Genomic DNA, 14,229 nt, shown 5'->3' on the forward strand with positions numbered 1-14,229 from the left:
AACGAACTTTGTCGAAATCTTAACAAGATATAAACAATATCTAGTGTTGTAGATAACTCTTATACACAAGTTATTGACGATGTGGATAATATCCTCAAATTCGTTGAAATATAAGGCATCATTTGCTATGATGGATATGTTTTCGTTGTGGATGAGTGTACTTCCCCCTCGATTTTATCAACAACCTGTGGATAACATTGTGAACAAGTTTATCCCCTATTTATAACTCGATTCTTAAAATCCGTCATAATGTGGATGCTTTCGTGAATAACAATAGCTATTCGACATATTTCCGCTTACCTGCGCGACCCGCGCGATTGATGATAAGGAGTGACAGTCTGTGGACAGCCATACCTACGATTTATGGCAACAAGTATTGTCTATCATCCAGACGAAGTTAAGTAAGCCAAGCTTTGACACCTGGTTTAAGGAAACCAAAGCTTCTTTCGTGGATGATTCCGTACTTGAGATAACGGCGCCAACAACTTTTGCCGCAGAATGGCTCGAAGGACGCTATACCAAGCTCATTCGATCGACCCTGTACGAGTTTTTGGGCAAGCAAGTCGATGTGAAATTTTCGATCGGTGAACCGAAGGCAACGGAACAAAGCGTCATCATGCAGCCCAAGCCGCCCAAACCGGTCATCGTTGCAGAAGAGACGCATTCCCATATGCTTAATCCGAAGTACACCTTCGACACCTTTGTCGTCGGCGCGAACAATCGCTTCGCCCACGCGGCATCGCTAGCTGTAGCCGAAGCACCGGCCAAAGTGTACAACCCTCTCTTCCTATATGGAGGCGTAGGTCTTGGCAAGACGCACCTTATGCATGCGATCGGGCATTATATTATGGACCATAATCCCAACACACGGGTTCTTTATATCTCATCAGAGAAATTTACGAATGAATTCATCAATGCCATCCGCGATAATCATGGCGAGAGCTTCCGAACCAAGTATCGCAATATCGACGTCCTGCTAATTGACGATATTCAGTTTCTAGCTGGCAAGGAGCAGACGCAAGAGGAGTTTTTCCATACTTTTAACGCGCTCCACGAGGAACGCAAGCATATCGTCATCTCCAGCGACCGTCCGCCAAAAGAAATTCCGACACTGGAAGACCGGCTGCGCTCCCGCTTCGAATGGGGACTGATTACCGACATTCAGCCGCCGGATCTGGAGACGCGCATCGCGATCCTGCGCAAGAAGGCCAAAGCCGAGAACCTTGACATACCGAATGAAGCGATGAACTATATCGCCAATCAGATCAATACGAATATCCGCGAGCTGGAAGGCGCTCTCATCCGGGTTGTCGCCTATTCCTCGCTTATCAACGCCGATATTACATCACATCTCGCTGCGGAGGCGCTGAAGGATATTATTCCTTCCGGACGTCCGCGAATGATTACGATTCAGGACATTCAGACCAAGGTCGGCGAGTTCTACGGGCTTCGCCTGGAGGAATTCAAGGCGCGCAAGCGGACCAAAGCCGTCGCGTATCCAAGACAGATTGCGATGTACTTGTCCAGGGAGCTGACAGACTTCTCTCTGCCGAAGATCGGGGAGGCATTCGGAGGCCGCGATCATACGACCGTCATACACGCCCATGAGAAAATTACACAGCAGCTGAAGGTGGACCAGGAACTCTTCAAAATCCTTCAGAATTTGACCGAGAAGATCAAAAACCAAATGTGAACAACTAATCAAGCCTATGCACACGCTATGCACATGTGGATAGGCTTGATTTATCGCCATTTTTCGGGGTTATCCACATATTCAGGGCCCCTACTACTACTTCTACTAATAAATCTTTAAAATAATATCATTAAAAATAAGCAGAAACGGGTGACGAAATGAAACTAACGATTTCCAAAAACGAGCTGAACGATGCCATACAACAAGTAGCCAAAGCAGCGTCCTCTCGTCCCGCTATTCCGATTCTCGGAGGCATTAAGATCGACGTTAACCACCAATACGTAACACTGACTGCCAGTGATACTGATATATCTATTCAAAGCTTTATCACCGTAGAACAAGGGGATACGATTATTGCACAAGTCGAAAAGCCGGGAAGTGTCGTGCTTCCAGCCAAGTTTTTTGTCGAAATCGTAAAGAAGCTCCCTTCCGACCAAGTCGTCATTGAAGTAGGACCAAGCTATCAAACCATCATTCGTTCGGGATCAACAGAAATCCAAATGGTCGGCTTGGATCCGGAGGAATTCCCGATTCTGCCATCCGTTGAGCAAGATGAGTTCCTGCAAGTTCCTGGCGATCTGGTCAAATCGATGATCAGGCAGACCATTCTGGCCGCTTCTACCAGCGAACAAACCCCGATTCTGACTGGCGTATTGTGGAACCTGCAAGAGGGGCAATTGAAATTTACAGCGACAGACCGCCACCGCCTGGCCAGCCGCACAACGAAGGTGGATGCCGACGGAGCGCTGCAATTCAGCAATGTCGTCATCTCCGCGAAGACGCTTGGCGAGCTCTCCAGACTGATCCCGGATCAGAACACGCTTGTGGATATCGTCGTAGCCGAAAACCAAGTGCTTTTCAAAGTGGATAATATTTTGTTCTACACGCGCATTCTGGACGGCACTTATCCGGATACATCGAAGATTATTCCGCAAATATTCGAAACCGAACTCGTCCTGGATACCAAAAATGTCATGGACGCCATCGACCGCGCCTATCTGATGTCGCGTGAGGAGAAGACGAACATCGTACGTCTGGCTACGCTGGAAGACGGCATGATCGAGATTTCCTCCAGCTCTACCGAGCTAGGCCGCGTAACGGAACAGCTAGAAGCCAAGAGCATGTCCGGCCAGCCGCTGCGCATCGCATTCAACTCCAAATATATGCTCGATGTGCTGAAGGTCATCGACAGCGAGCAGCTGTTCATCGGCTTCACGGGCGCCATGAGACCGATTATTATTAAGCCAATGGATCATGACTATAGCATGTATGTCATTTTGCCTTACCGCACGACGAACTAACGTCGTCCGAAGGCTACGAGAGGAACGAGCAATCGCATGAAAGAAGTGGAAATCCGTACGGAATATATCGCGCTGGGACAATTCCTCAAGCTGGCTGACTGTATATCCACAGGTGGACAAGCGAAATTTTTTCTCCAGGAAGCAGTTGTCCACATTAACGGTGAGCCGGATAACCGGCGCGGCAGAAAGCTCTATGCAGGCGACCGCGTGGAAGTCGAAGGCTGCGGCGAATTTAGGGTCGTAGCCGGCAAGTGAAACGCGGAGGAACCGGGAGGCTCGGAGAGTGTTCTTAAACAGCATTGAATTGCAGAACTACCGCAACTATCGCGAGCTGAAGCTCGCAACGCCGAATAAAGTGAATGTCTTCCTAGGGCCTAACGCGCAAGGGAAGACGAACTTGCTGGAAGCGATATTCGCGCTGGCACTGTCCAAGTCTCATCGAACGTCGAAGGACAAGGAACTGATCGGCTGGCAGGGCGATACAGCGAGAATCGCGGGAGAGGTCAGCAAGCGGTACGGCAACGTGACGCTTGACTTGACCTATTCCTCCCAAGGCAAGAAAGCTAAGATTAACGGACTGGAGCAGCGCAAGCTGAGCAACTTCATTGGCTCGGTCAATGTGGTGATGTTTGCTCCGGAAGATTTGGAGATTGTGAAGGGCGCGCCGGGCGTACGCAGAAGATTTCTCGACATGGAGATCGGACAGGTACAGCCCGGTTATTTGCATACGCTGACGCAATACGGCAAAGTGCTCCAGCAGCGCAACAACTACCTCAAGACCGCCACGCCCGGCAGCGTGAATACGGCTATGCTCGACGTATGGAATATGCAGCTTGCCGAGTTCGGTGTTAAAATCATGAAAAAAAGGAAACACTTTATTCATAAATTGGAAACGTTCGCGGAGCAGATCCATGCGGGCATTACAGGCGGCATGGAGAAGCTCTCCATCCAGTATCGCCCGTCCTTCGATGCGGATGCGCTGCAAGATGAATCTGTTTTATTTGATCAATTTATGATAAAGTTAACACAGGTGAAAGATCAGGAGATTCGGAGAGGGGTTACGCTTGCGGGACCGCATCGCGACGACCTCGCCTTCTTCATCAACGGCAAGGAAGCTCAAATATTCGGATCGCAGGGACAGCAGCGCACGACGGCGCTGTCGTTGAAGCTCGCGGAGATCGAGCTGATCAACGAGGAGATCGGCGAATATCCGCTGCTGCTGCTGGACGATGTCTTGTCGGAGCTTGACCAGAATCGGCAGACGCAGCTGATAGAAACCTTTCAAAGCAAAGTACAGACGTTTATTACAACAACCGGCCTGGAGAGCGTCAATATGGCGAAGCTCCAAGATGCCGGTATCTATCATGTGCGTGAAGGCAACGTGACGGTCTAATAGTCCGTGTTCAAAAAGTCCGGTTTTCAGCACCAAGAAGATGGGATGAGGCTAGGAAATGAGGAGCGGAGCGTAGTGGAGCTACGTGAGCACCGAAAGTTCCGGCCGAATGCCATATTCGATGTCGAGTAGGCTTCCTGGTCGGCTTCGTGATCAAAAGTGGACTTTTTGAACAACCTCTAATGACTCGGGCGAATAAGGAGAAGTGAACCGGAAATGTATATTCATTTGGGCGGAGAGAAAATTATCCGCGCGGCCGAGCTGGTGGCGATATTCGATATTTCCATCGAGCAATCTTCCAAGCTGTCCAAGCAATTCGTCGCGGGCGCGCGCAAGCGCAAGGACGTGGAGACGATCGGCGAAGAAGAGCCGAAGTCCATTGTCGTCACGCAGAAGAAAATATATTATTCGCCGATATCATCCTCTACGCTCAAGAAGCGAGCACATCATTTTGCGGCGAATGGATAACGAACAGGAAGAGCAGTTGAGAGGAGCAGTGAACTTGCATGTCTTTGGAACAGCATACGTATGACGAGAGTCAGATACAGGTCCTGGAAGGATTAGAGGCGGTACGCAAACGTCCCGGAATGTATATCGGCTCCACCAGCGGGAAAGGCCTTCACCACCTGGTATGGGAGGTCGTCGATAACAGTATCGACGAAGCGCTGGCCGGCCATTGCACCAAGATCGATGTTATCGTTCACGAGAATAACAGCATTACCGTCATAGATAACGGCCGGGGTATTCCGGTCGGCATGAATACAAAGCTGCAGAAGTCGACGCTGGAGGTCGTGATGACCGTCCTTCACGCAGGCGGCAAATTCGGCGGCGAAGGCTATAAAGTATCCGGCGGTCTGCATGGCGTCGGCGTATCCGTCGTGAACGCGCTGTCGGAGCATGTTAACGTGCAAGTCAGCCGCGACGGCAAGGTTTATCAGCAAGAATACCGCAGGGGCATTCCGCAATATGATGTCAAGATCATTGGGGATACGGAGACGACAGGTACGCGCACGACCTTTTTGCCTGACACCGAGATCTTTACCGAGACTACGGTCTATGAATACGAGATTCTGCAAAACCGGATTCGCGAGCTGGCGTTCCTGAACAAAGGCATTGAGATTACGCTAACGGACGAGCGTACAGATGTGTCCAATTCGTTCAAGTATGACGGCGGACTCAATGAGTTTGTCTTGTTCCTGAACCGGAACCGTGAAGCGCTGCATGAGACGCCGATCTATGTAGAGGGCTCGAAGGACCATATCCAGGTCGAGGTTGCTCTGCAGTACAACGACAGCTATAGCGAGAATATCTATTCCTTCGCGAACAATATCAACACGCATGAGGGCGGAACGCATGAGTCCGGCTTCAAGAGCGCGCTGACGCGTATTATTAACGATTACGCCCGCAAGTCCAACTTGATCAAGGACAATGATTCCAACTTCTCCGGCGATGATGTGCGTGAGGGTCTTACGGCGATCATTTCCGTGAAGATTCCTGAGCCGCAATTCGAAGGCCAGACGAAGACAAAGCTCGGCAACAGTGAAGTTCGCGGCATTGTGGAATCGTTCTTTGCCGAGAAGTTCCAGGAGTTCCTCGAAGAGAATCCGGGCGTATCCCGCCGTATCGTCGAGAAGGGTCTTCAAGCTGCGCGTGCTCGTGAAGCAGCGCGCAAAGCGCGTGAGCTGACGCGCCGCAAGAGCGCGCTGGAAGTAGGCTCGCTGCCTGGCAAGCTGGCTGACTGCTCGTCCAAGGATGCATCGATCAGCGAGCTGTACATTGTCGAAGGCGACTCCGCAGGCGGCTCTGCGAAGCAAGGCCGCGATCGTCATTTCCAGGCGATTCTGCCGCTGCGGGGCAAGATCCTGAACGTTGAGAAGGCCCGTCTGGACCGTATTCTCGGCAATGCCGAGATTCGCGCGATCATTACGGCGCTCGGCACAGGCATCAGCGATGACTTCGATATCGCGAAGGCTCGTTATCACAAGATTATTATTATGACGGATGCCGACGTCGACGGCGCGCATATTCGTACGCTGCTGCTGACCTTCTTCTATCGCTACATGCGCCAGATTATCGAGGCGGGCTTCGTCTACATCGCCCAGCCGCCGCTCTTCAAGATTGAGCGCAATAAGGTTGTCCGCTACGCGCTGACGGAGAAGGAAAGAGATGTCGTGCTCGCCGAATTTGGCGAAGGCGTCAAAGTGAACATCCAGCGCTACAAGGGACTAGGCGAGATGGATGCCGTCCAGCTATGGGAGACGACGATGGATCCGGAGAGCCGGTCCATGCTGCAAGTGTCGATCCAAGATGCGATCGAAGCCGACACGATCTTCGATACGCTTATGGGCGACAACGTCGAGCCGCGCCGCGAGTTCATTCAGAAATATGCAAAATATGTAACGAACCTGGATTTTTAATCATAGCGAAAGAGCAGCCCTTGGGAGCTGCTCTTTTTTTGTGCGATGGGATTGCGTGCCGTCAATATGCTTGCAAGGAGCCCAAAGGCGAGAACGCGCTGCCGTTCTGTCAACTAAGGCCGGACGATATGGCTAGCGACCGGAGCTTTTGGCTTTCATTCCGCCATAGGCCAGTGAATACTTGCGGACTTTCCGGTAGATGCTTTTGTCGGACAATATCTTGTAAATATAGGGATGCGGCTTCGTATTCACTTCAAGCACCCATGGATGCAGCTTCGTATCGATCGCAACGTCGGCTCCAAGCTCCTTGAGATTCGGATAAGCGGTACTGAGCTGGCGGCCGATCGCCGTGCCTAGCTTCTTCAGCCGACTGCTGTATGCGCTAATTTCGGCGGGGGAGAGATGCGCCGACATCAGCTTCTCGAAGGTCATTATCGTCCCGCCGCTATGGTAGTTCGTGACCACGTTGCGCGGAGCCGACAAGCGTCCGATAATGGCCGTCGTCTCCCATTTGTTTTGCAAGTTCTTTTGCACCATGACGCGGATATCGAAGCGCCGCTTCTGATGCTTCAGCAGATGGACCCCCTTTTGTATGAGGTAGCCCTTCTTGCCGGTGTAGCGCTGCAATCCTTCGTAAAGTACGTCGAACGTCGCAGCGAAGCGGCCGTCCTTCTGGATTTGATAGCGATAGCCTTGGGAGGGCTCGGATGTTTTCTCCACGCGGATGACGCCTTTGCCGAAGGTTCCGCTGTCCGGCTTCACATAGACCATCTCATACTCATCCAGCATGGAGCGAAGTGTCTCGCGATTGAATCGTTTCGTGTGCGGAACGTATTGGCGCAGGTCGCTGGCTCTGTTCAGAACCTTTGTTTTCGCCCATTTGCTCCTAACGCGCTGAATCGCCAACGTCATATCACCTCTTCTTTTCAAACATAATGGTTTTGGATCGGAATCGCCCGGGGTTCAATCCTGAATCTATAAGCAATATTTCTTGGTCTCAGCTGGCTTGACACAAGACAGACACTGGAATGAATGGTATAATAAAAGTTGGGTCTGTTTACTTTATGACGTTTTTTTTGAGATGGAGAGTGAAAGTTGGCCTATTTTTTGCCGATTCTTCATGTAAGGGACAGATAACCAGGAACATAGCCCAAGCTAGGTTTATATGTACTGCTTTTGTGAAAGTAATATAATGGAATTCCTATTTGGGCAATCAGATAGATCACGTCAGGGAGGTAAAGCATGGCGGAAGAACAACGAATGTCAGTGACAGACCGCGATATCGGTACGGAGATGCGAGATTCCTTTATGGACTATGCGATGAGTATCATCGTAAGCCGCGCGTTGCCTGATGTAAGGGACGGGCTTAAGCCGGTGCATCGGCGTATTCTGTATGCAATGTCTGAACTGGGCATGTCACCGGACAAGCCTCACAAGAAGTCGGCGAGAATCGTGGGCGAGGTTATCGGCAAGTATCATCCTCATGGCGATTCGGCAGTCTATGAATCCATGGTCAGGATGGCGCAGGACTTCTCCATGCGCTATATGCTCGTTGACGGACATGGCAACTTTGGTTCGATCGACGGTGATATGGCGGCAGCCATGCGTTACACGGAAGCACGCTTATCCAAGATGGCGATGGAGCTTCTGCGGGATATTAACAAAGAAACCATTGATTTTGCGCCGAACTATGACGGCGAGGAGCATGAGCCAGTGGTTCTGCCTTCGAGGTTCCCGAACCTGCTCGTCAACGGCGTTACCGGCATTGCCGTAGGTATGGCGACCAATATACCGCCACATAATTTGAATGAAGTCATTGACGGCACGCAGGCGCTTATCCGCAATCCGGATATAACGCCACTCGAGCTGATGGAATATGTGAAGGGACCGGACTTCCCGACGGCAGCTTTCGTTATGGGGCACAGCGGTATTCGTCAGGCTTACCTGACGGGTCGCGGCTCCGTGACCATGCGCGCACGCGCGACGATCGAGGAAGACGGCGGCAAGGCGCGTATTATTGTGCATGAGCTTCCTTACCAGGTCATTAAGGCCCGGTTGGTGGAGAAGATTGCCGAGCTGGTACGCGAGAAGAAGATTGAAGGCATCACAGATCTTCGCGATGAGTCGGATCGCAACGGCATGCGCGTCGTGATCGAGCTTCGCCGTGATGTGAATCCAAGTGTCGTGCTGAACAATCTATACAAGCAGACACAGCTGCAATCCAACTTCGGCATTAACATGCTGGCGCTGGTTAACGGCGAGCCGAAGACGTTGAATTTGCGAGATATGCTGTATCATTACTTGCAGCATCAGATCGAAGTTATCCGTCGCCGTACGGAATACGATCTGAAGAAAGCGGAAGCCCGCGCTCATATTCTGGAAGGCTTGCGCATTGCGCTTGACCATCTGGATGAAGTCATTGCGCTCATTCGTGCTTCTCAGACAGCGGATGAAGCCCGCGAAGGCTTGATCACGCGCTTCTCGCTTACGCATGAGCAAGCGCAAGCGATTCTGGACATGCGTCTTCAACGCCTGACAGGCCTCGAGCGCGACAAGATCGAAGCGGAATATGCTGAGCTGATGAGGAAGATTGCGGAATACAAAGCAATTCTTGCTGACGAGCAGCTTGTGCTTGATATTATCAGCACCGAGCTGAACGAGATCAAGGAGAGATTCGGAGACGAGCGCCGTACTGAGATTACGGCAAGCGACGAAGAAATTCTCGATGAGGATCTGATCCCGCGTGAGGACGTAATTATCTCGATTACGCATTCCGGCTACATCAAGCGTCTGCCTGTTACGACGTACCGCAGCCAGAAGCGCGGAGGCAAGGGCGTAGTCGGCATGGATACGAAGGAGCACGACTTCGTCGAGCATCTCTTCGTCTCCAACACGCATCACTTCTTGCTCTTCTTCACGAACAAGGGCAAAGTGTACAAGCTGAAGGCATACGAGATTCCGGACCTCAGCCGCACGGCAAGAGGAACGCCGATTATCAACCTGATTCAGATCGAGCAGGGTGAGACGGTTAATGCGGTGATCCCGGTACAAGCCTTCGACTCCGAGCATTATCTGTTCTTCGCGACCAGACAAGGCGTCGTGAAGAAGACGCCGCTCGATGACTACGTCAATATCCGTAAGGTCGGCCTCATTGCCATCTCCTTGCGCGAGGATGACGATCTGATCGGCGTGAAGCTGACGGACGGCAACCAGGAGATTATTATGGGTACGGCTCAAGGCATGTCGATCCGCTTCTCCGAGCAGGATGTCCGCTCCATGGGACGTTCCGCTACAGGCGTGAAGGGTATCGGTCTTGATGATGACGATGCGGTTATCGATATGGACGTTGTCGTAATGGATAAAGACGTGCTGATCGTAACCTCCAAAGGCTACGGCAAACGTACGCCGATTAGCGAGTACCGGATTCAGAATCGTGGCGGAAAAGGCATCAAGACGCTGAACGTGACGGATAAGAACGGACCGATCGTCTCGCTGAAAGTCGTAGAGAACGATGAGGACTTGATGATCATGACCGCGCTTGGCACACTTATTCGGACCAGCATGGAGGGAATCTCCACGATGGGCCGTAATACGCAGGGCGTCCGGTTGATCCATACGCGTGAGGATGACACGGTTGCGACCGTAACGCGAGTCGCCCGCAGTGAAGTGAATGATGGCGAATCGGAAGAAGACGGACTGGAAGAAGGCGCTGAGGGCATTGAAGGCGCAGAAGGCACAGAAGGCCCTTCCGTCTCTGAATAAATGGATAAATCCAGCACACAGGGGAGGGGACTTCCGTGGGAACAGTAGCAGTTGCGCAACTTAAGCTTGGCGACAAGATCGGAGAAGATGTCCTCACCCCGCTTGGGAGCGTTTTGTTTCAGAAGGGTAAGGTTATCACTTCGAAGGAAATCGACATACTGCAGGCTTTTCTCGTAACCAGCGTTACGGTAGTGAACAGCTTCAGCGAATCGAAGGCCGGCGATGAGAAGGCGGAAGAGAAAGATGGCGCGGGGGCAAAGGGGCAGCTACCGGCTACCCCATTGCAACGCGAATACGAGAAGATGATCGACGTGCTCCGGCATGTGTTCAACTCCTACATTACGGGACAAGGCATGCCGATCATGGATATTCGCACGCAGTTGGAGCGGCTGCTCCAGCATATTGCGGATTATAAGATTCTTACATTCGCGCCAAGAACGTTCCAGGAACGCGATTATTTGCTTCATAATAGTGTGACATCAGCCATGACATCCTATCTGATTGCACAATGGGTCGGGCAGCCGCAGAAGGAATGGATGCAGGTCGCCCTGGCCGGCCTTCTGAAGGATATTGGCAACGTACGCATTGATCGAAGCATTTTGTCCAAGCCCAATGCGCTTACGCAAGATGAGAAGGAAGAGATGAAGCGTCATACTGTGCTCGGCTATCAGCTGCTCAAGAATGTCGCAGCGCTGAATGAAGGCGTAAAGCTTGCGGCGCTGCAGCATCATGAGAAGGTAGACGGTACAGGCTATCCGCTCGGCATCGATTCCAGCAAGATTCATCCCTACGCCAAGATCGTCAGCATTGCGGATATCTTCCATGCGATGACGCTGAATAAGTCGTATCGCAAAGCGGCGTCGCCTTACCTGGTGCTGGAACAAATTCAGAGCGATGCCTTCGGTAAGCTGGACCCCGGCTATGTCAGAACGTTCGTCGAGAGAGTTACGCAATTCCATAACGGCACGGTTGTTCGCCTGAGCGACGACCGGATTGGGGAGATCGTATTCTCGGAACGGACGCATCCGACGCGGCCATGGGTATCCATTAATGGCGTCATCGAAAATTTAACGGTTGCACGGCATCTTCATATCAAGGAAGTTGTGAAGTAATCGTATATGCACCATCTACAGCAAGCCTATCGATCATTTCCGGAAAAATGGGAAATGGAGATAGGCTTGTTCTTTTTTTGTGCGGAAGTGTAACGAAAGGCTGCGGAGTGTCGACTAAATAAGGGAAGGGGGGCAGCGATGAAGCAGATTGAGCGGTTATATCGAGAATATAAGCAAGATGTGTATCATTATGTGCTGTCCCTGACGAACAATCCTTCTCTTGCGGATGACCTGTTATCCGAAACCTTTATTAGCGCGATAAAGTCGATCCATCGTTTTAAAGGGCAGTCTTCTCTAAAAACATGGCTATGCTCCATTGCCAGACATAAGTGGCTGGACCATCTGAAGAGGCAGAAGGCCAGCGTTGAATATAACGACCTTCTTCAACTGTACGTGGCAACAAGTATAGAAGGCCATATGATAACGGCCGAGCTTGCGGAATATGTACTTGTCTTGCTGCAGGAGAAGGATGAGCGAACCCGGGCTGTTATCGGGATGCGGGTCGAAGGCTACAGCTATGCCGAAATTGCGGAACGACAGGGCATATCGGAGAGCTCCGCGCGCGTGATTGATTTTCGCACAAAAAAATGGCTGAAGGAACGGCTTGCAAAGGAGGATTGGCTATGAAGGTAACGTCCGATGTGATCAGGGACCTTATTCCTTTGGTGAAGGATGGGGTTGCGAGCAGCGATTCGGTTGCGCTGGTTGACCACTATATGAAGAAGGATCCCGCAATGCGCGCGGAATATGATAGTTATGGGAAGGAACTGCCGGAGCGGGATGTATCACAAGATCAACGCATCCTTGCAGCGATCAAACGAGGAGTAGTCATGACTCAGCTCTTTGTACTGCTGGTTGGGGCTATTATCGGCATTGCAATGACGGGATCATTCGGCATGTTCTATAACCTGATCATTATGCCTTTTGTGGGTGCACTCGCTGTGTTCAGCTTGAAGCGGGGCTGGAGCTTGGCAATGCCTTTGATTGTATTCGTAGCATCCTACCTGTATCAATTCATTAATAGTGTAATAAGAGGCGGCTGGGACCCGATTGTATGGGGCACTAGCCTGCCTTACAGTGGGATATATGCATTGCTGACCGTTATGGGGGTCGTGATTGGATTACTGTTGCAATATGCTTTTCAGAAAGGGAGTCGATTAGGATGAAAACTTCACGAAAAAAGATGATGCGGGTGATTGCGGGAATTATCGCATTTTCACTCATAGGGCTTATTTTATTTGTGACTAATGCTTTTGTAGGCAACCCCATCTCGTCTGCAATCGCAAAGTCAGCGATCGAACGGCATATCGCGGCGCATTATCCGAAGCTGGAATACGAGTTCGTATCTCGGGTAGGGTATAACTTTAAAGACAGTTCCTACATTGCGCAAATTCAGTCGCGTACGAGCGCCGATACACGTTTCTACGTCGAATATCATGGCAAGCATGATATTAGGGATGATTATTCTTTTAAAGTGATGGAATATGATCAGACCTTGCACAGGTTATCGAAGGAATATGCCGCTATATTGGAGAAGGAGCTGTCGGAACAGCTTGGCATTGCGATCCGCCATGTGTTCGTCATGTATCAGACGGAGGAAGTGAAAGACTACAAGGATATGCTGGATCTGGATATGAAGCTGAATCCTCGTCTGCCGATTCCCTTGCACTTAAATATGAGTCTTGATACGGATGATACGGATCTGGCGGAAGCGGCCGAATGGATTAACAGGTCCTATAATTGGGCGACGGCGCAGGGCTATCCAATTAAGCAGTATGGGATGGATGTTGAGTTTGGAGAGAAGCTGCTTATGATTTACGGGGTAAGGGATAAACATATTGCAGGTGGGGAGCTGTTGTCCATTCTGGAGAAAGCAAGGGCGAATAAAGAATACGACGGCATTATTGTAACGATTAAAGGAGAAGACAAAGGCTGATAGTAACGGTTTAATAAGGAATATATAAGGAATGAAAAAAGAAATTAAAAAAATGATAAAAAAAGCTTGCAATCGTATAGGCATACATGATATATTATCTAAGTCGCCGCTGAGACATACGGCTGACACGCAACAAACGAAAGACAAATAATTGTTCTTTGAAAACTGAACAACGAGCGAAACTGCCCGATACAATCGCAAGATTGAATCGATAACGAAGTTTCCATAATCAGCTTGCTGGTTATGAGAGATTTCGAAGCAACAACGTTATTGAGCAAGTCAAACACTTTTATGGAGAGTTTGATCCTGGCTCAGGACGAACGCTGGCGGCGTGCCTAATACATGCAAGTCGAGCGGACCTCACGTTTCTTCGGAAACGTAAGGTTAGCGGCGGACGGGTGAGTAACACGTAGGTAACCTGCCTGTAAGACTGGGATAACATTCGGAAACGGATGCTAATACCGGATACGCGAATCGGTCGCATGGCTGATTCGGGAAAGACGGAGCAATCTGTCACTTACAGATGGACCTGCGGCGCATTAGCTAGTTGGTGAGGTAATGGCTCACCAAGGCGACGATGCGTAGCCGACCTGAGAGGGTGATCGGCCACACTGG

12 protein-coding genes and 1 rRNA gene are annotated in these 14,229 nt (G+C 50.7%); 12 read left to right on the forward strand and 1 reads right to left on the reverse strand.

Going from position 1 to position 14,229, the window contains the following annotated elements:
• Nucleotides 1-340: 340 nt before the first annotated feature.
• The 6 genes from dnaA (at nt 341) to gyrB (ending at nt 6,804) form a co-directional block, all read left to right on the forward strand.
• Entirely contained in the window at nt 341-1,693 is a 1,353-nt protein-coding gene (dnaA, locus tag D3P07_RS25490; RefSeq protein ID WP_119803661.1) for a chromosomal replication initiator protein DnaA, read from the forward strand.
• Between the two features lie 158 nt (nt 1,694-1,851).
• The gene (dnaN, locus tag D3P07_RS25495) at nt 1,852-2,994 is read left to right on the forward strand and encodes a DNA polymerase III subunit beta (protein WP_119803663.1); all 1,143 of its coding nucleotides are present in this window, start codon (nt 1,852-1,854) and stop codon (nt 2,992-2,994) included.
• Between the two features lie 36 nt (nt 2,995-3,030).
• Nucleotides 3,031-3,249 carry a S4 domain-containing protein YaaA gene (gene yaaA, locus D3P07_RS25500; protein ID WP_119803665.1) on the forward strand — a complete coding sequence of 73 codons (219 nt, stop codon included), beginning with the start codon at nt 3,031-3,033 and terminating at the stop codon, nt 3,247-3,249.
• Nucleotides 3,250-3,277: 28 nt separating this feature from the next.
• Nucleotides 3,278-4,387, forward strand: coding sequence for a DNA replication/repair protein RecF (gene recF / locus D3P07_RS25505; RefSeq protein ID WP_119803667.1), 1,110 nt, complete (start codon nt 3,278-3,280; stop codon nt 4,385-4,387).
• Between the two features lie 216 nt (nt 4,388-4,603).
• Nucleotides 4,604-4,855: an extracellular matrix regulator RemB gene (gene remB, locus D3P07_RS25510; protein WP_119803669.1), complete on the forward strand. Its 252-nt coding sequence runs from the start codon at nt 4,604-4,606 to the stop codon at nt 4,853-4,855.
• A gap of 38 nt (nt 4,856-4,893) precedes the next feature.
• Complete coding sequence (gyrB, locus tag D3P07_RS25515) at nt 4,894-6,804, forward strand: DNA topoisomerase (ATP-hydrolyzing) subunit B (protein ID WP_119803671.1); 1,911 nt, start codon at nt 4,894-4,896, stop codon at nt 6,802-6,804.
• Nucleotides 6,805-6,936: 132 nt separating this feature from the next.
• On the opposite strand, the gene D3P07_RS25520 is transcribed toward gyrB, so the two are convergent.
• Nucleotides 6,937-7,716: a YheC/YheD family protein gene (locus D3P07_RS25520; RefSeq protein ID WP_259391689.1), complete on the reverse strand. Its 780-nt coding sequence runs from the start codon at nt 7,714-7,716 to the stop codon at nt 6,937-6,939.
• Between the two features lie 330 nt (nt 7,717-8,046).
• Here D3P07_RS25520 and gyrA point away from each other — a divergent pair, with 330 nt between their 5' ends.
• From gyrA to D3P07_RS25550, 6 genes are all read left to right on the forward strand, one after another.
• Nucleotides 8,047-10,566, forward strand: coding sequence for a DNA gyrase subunit A (gene gyrA / locus D3P07_RS25525; RefSeq protein ID WP_119803673.1), 2,520 nt, complete (start codon nt 8,047-8,049; stop codon nt 10,564-10,566).
• Between the two features lie 35 nt (nt 10,567-10,601).
• Nucleotides 10,602-11,678 (forward strand): HD-GYP domain-containing protein, encoded by a 1,077-nt coding sequence (locus D3P07_RS25530; protein ID WP_119803675.1) that lies wholly within the window; start codon nt 10,602-10,604, stop codon nt 11,676-11,678.
• A gap of 138 nt (nt 11,679-11,816) precedes the next feature.
• On the forward strand, nt 11,817-12,305 hold the full coding sequence (locus tag D3P07_RS25535; protein ID WP_119803677.1) for an RNA polymerase sigma factor: 489 nt from the start codon (nt 11,817-11,819) through the stop codon (nt 12,303-12,305).
• Nucleotides 12,302-12,844: a zf-HC2 domain-containing protein gene (locus tag D3P07_RS25540; RefSeq protein ID WP_119803679.1), complete on the forward strand. Its 543-nt coding sequence runs from the start codon at nt 12,302-12,304 to the stop codon at nt 12,842-12,844. The genes D3P07_RS25535 and D3P07_RS25540 overlap by 4 nt, the downstream gene beginning before the upstream one ends.
• Entirely contained in the window at nt 12,841-13,614 is a 774-nt protein-coding gene (locus D3P07_RS25545; RefSeq protein WP_119803681.1) for a YfjL-like protein, read from the forward strand. Before D3P07_RS25540 ends, D3P07_RS25545 begins: the two co-directional genes overlap by 4 nt.
• A gap of 288 nt (nt 13,615-13,902) precedes the next feature.
• Nucleotides 13,903-14,229 (forward strand): 16S ribosomal RNA (locus D3P07_RS25550); the annotation flags it as partial.

It is taken from the genome of Paenibacillus sp. 1011MAR3C5 (genome assembly GCF_003591485.1).
GTDB lineage: Bacteria > Bacillota > Bacilli > Paenibacillales > Paenibacillaceae > Pristimantibacillus.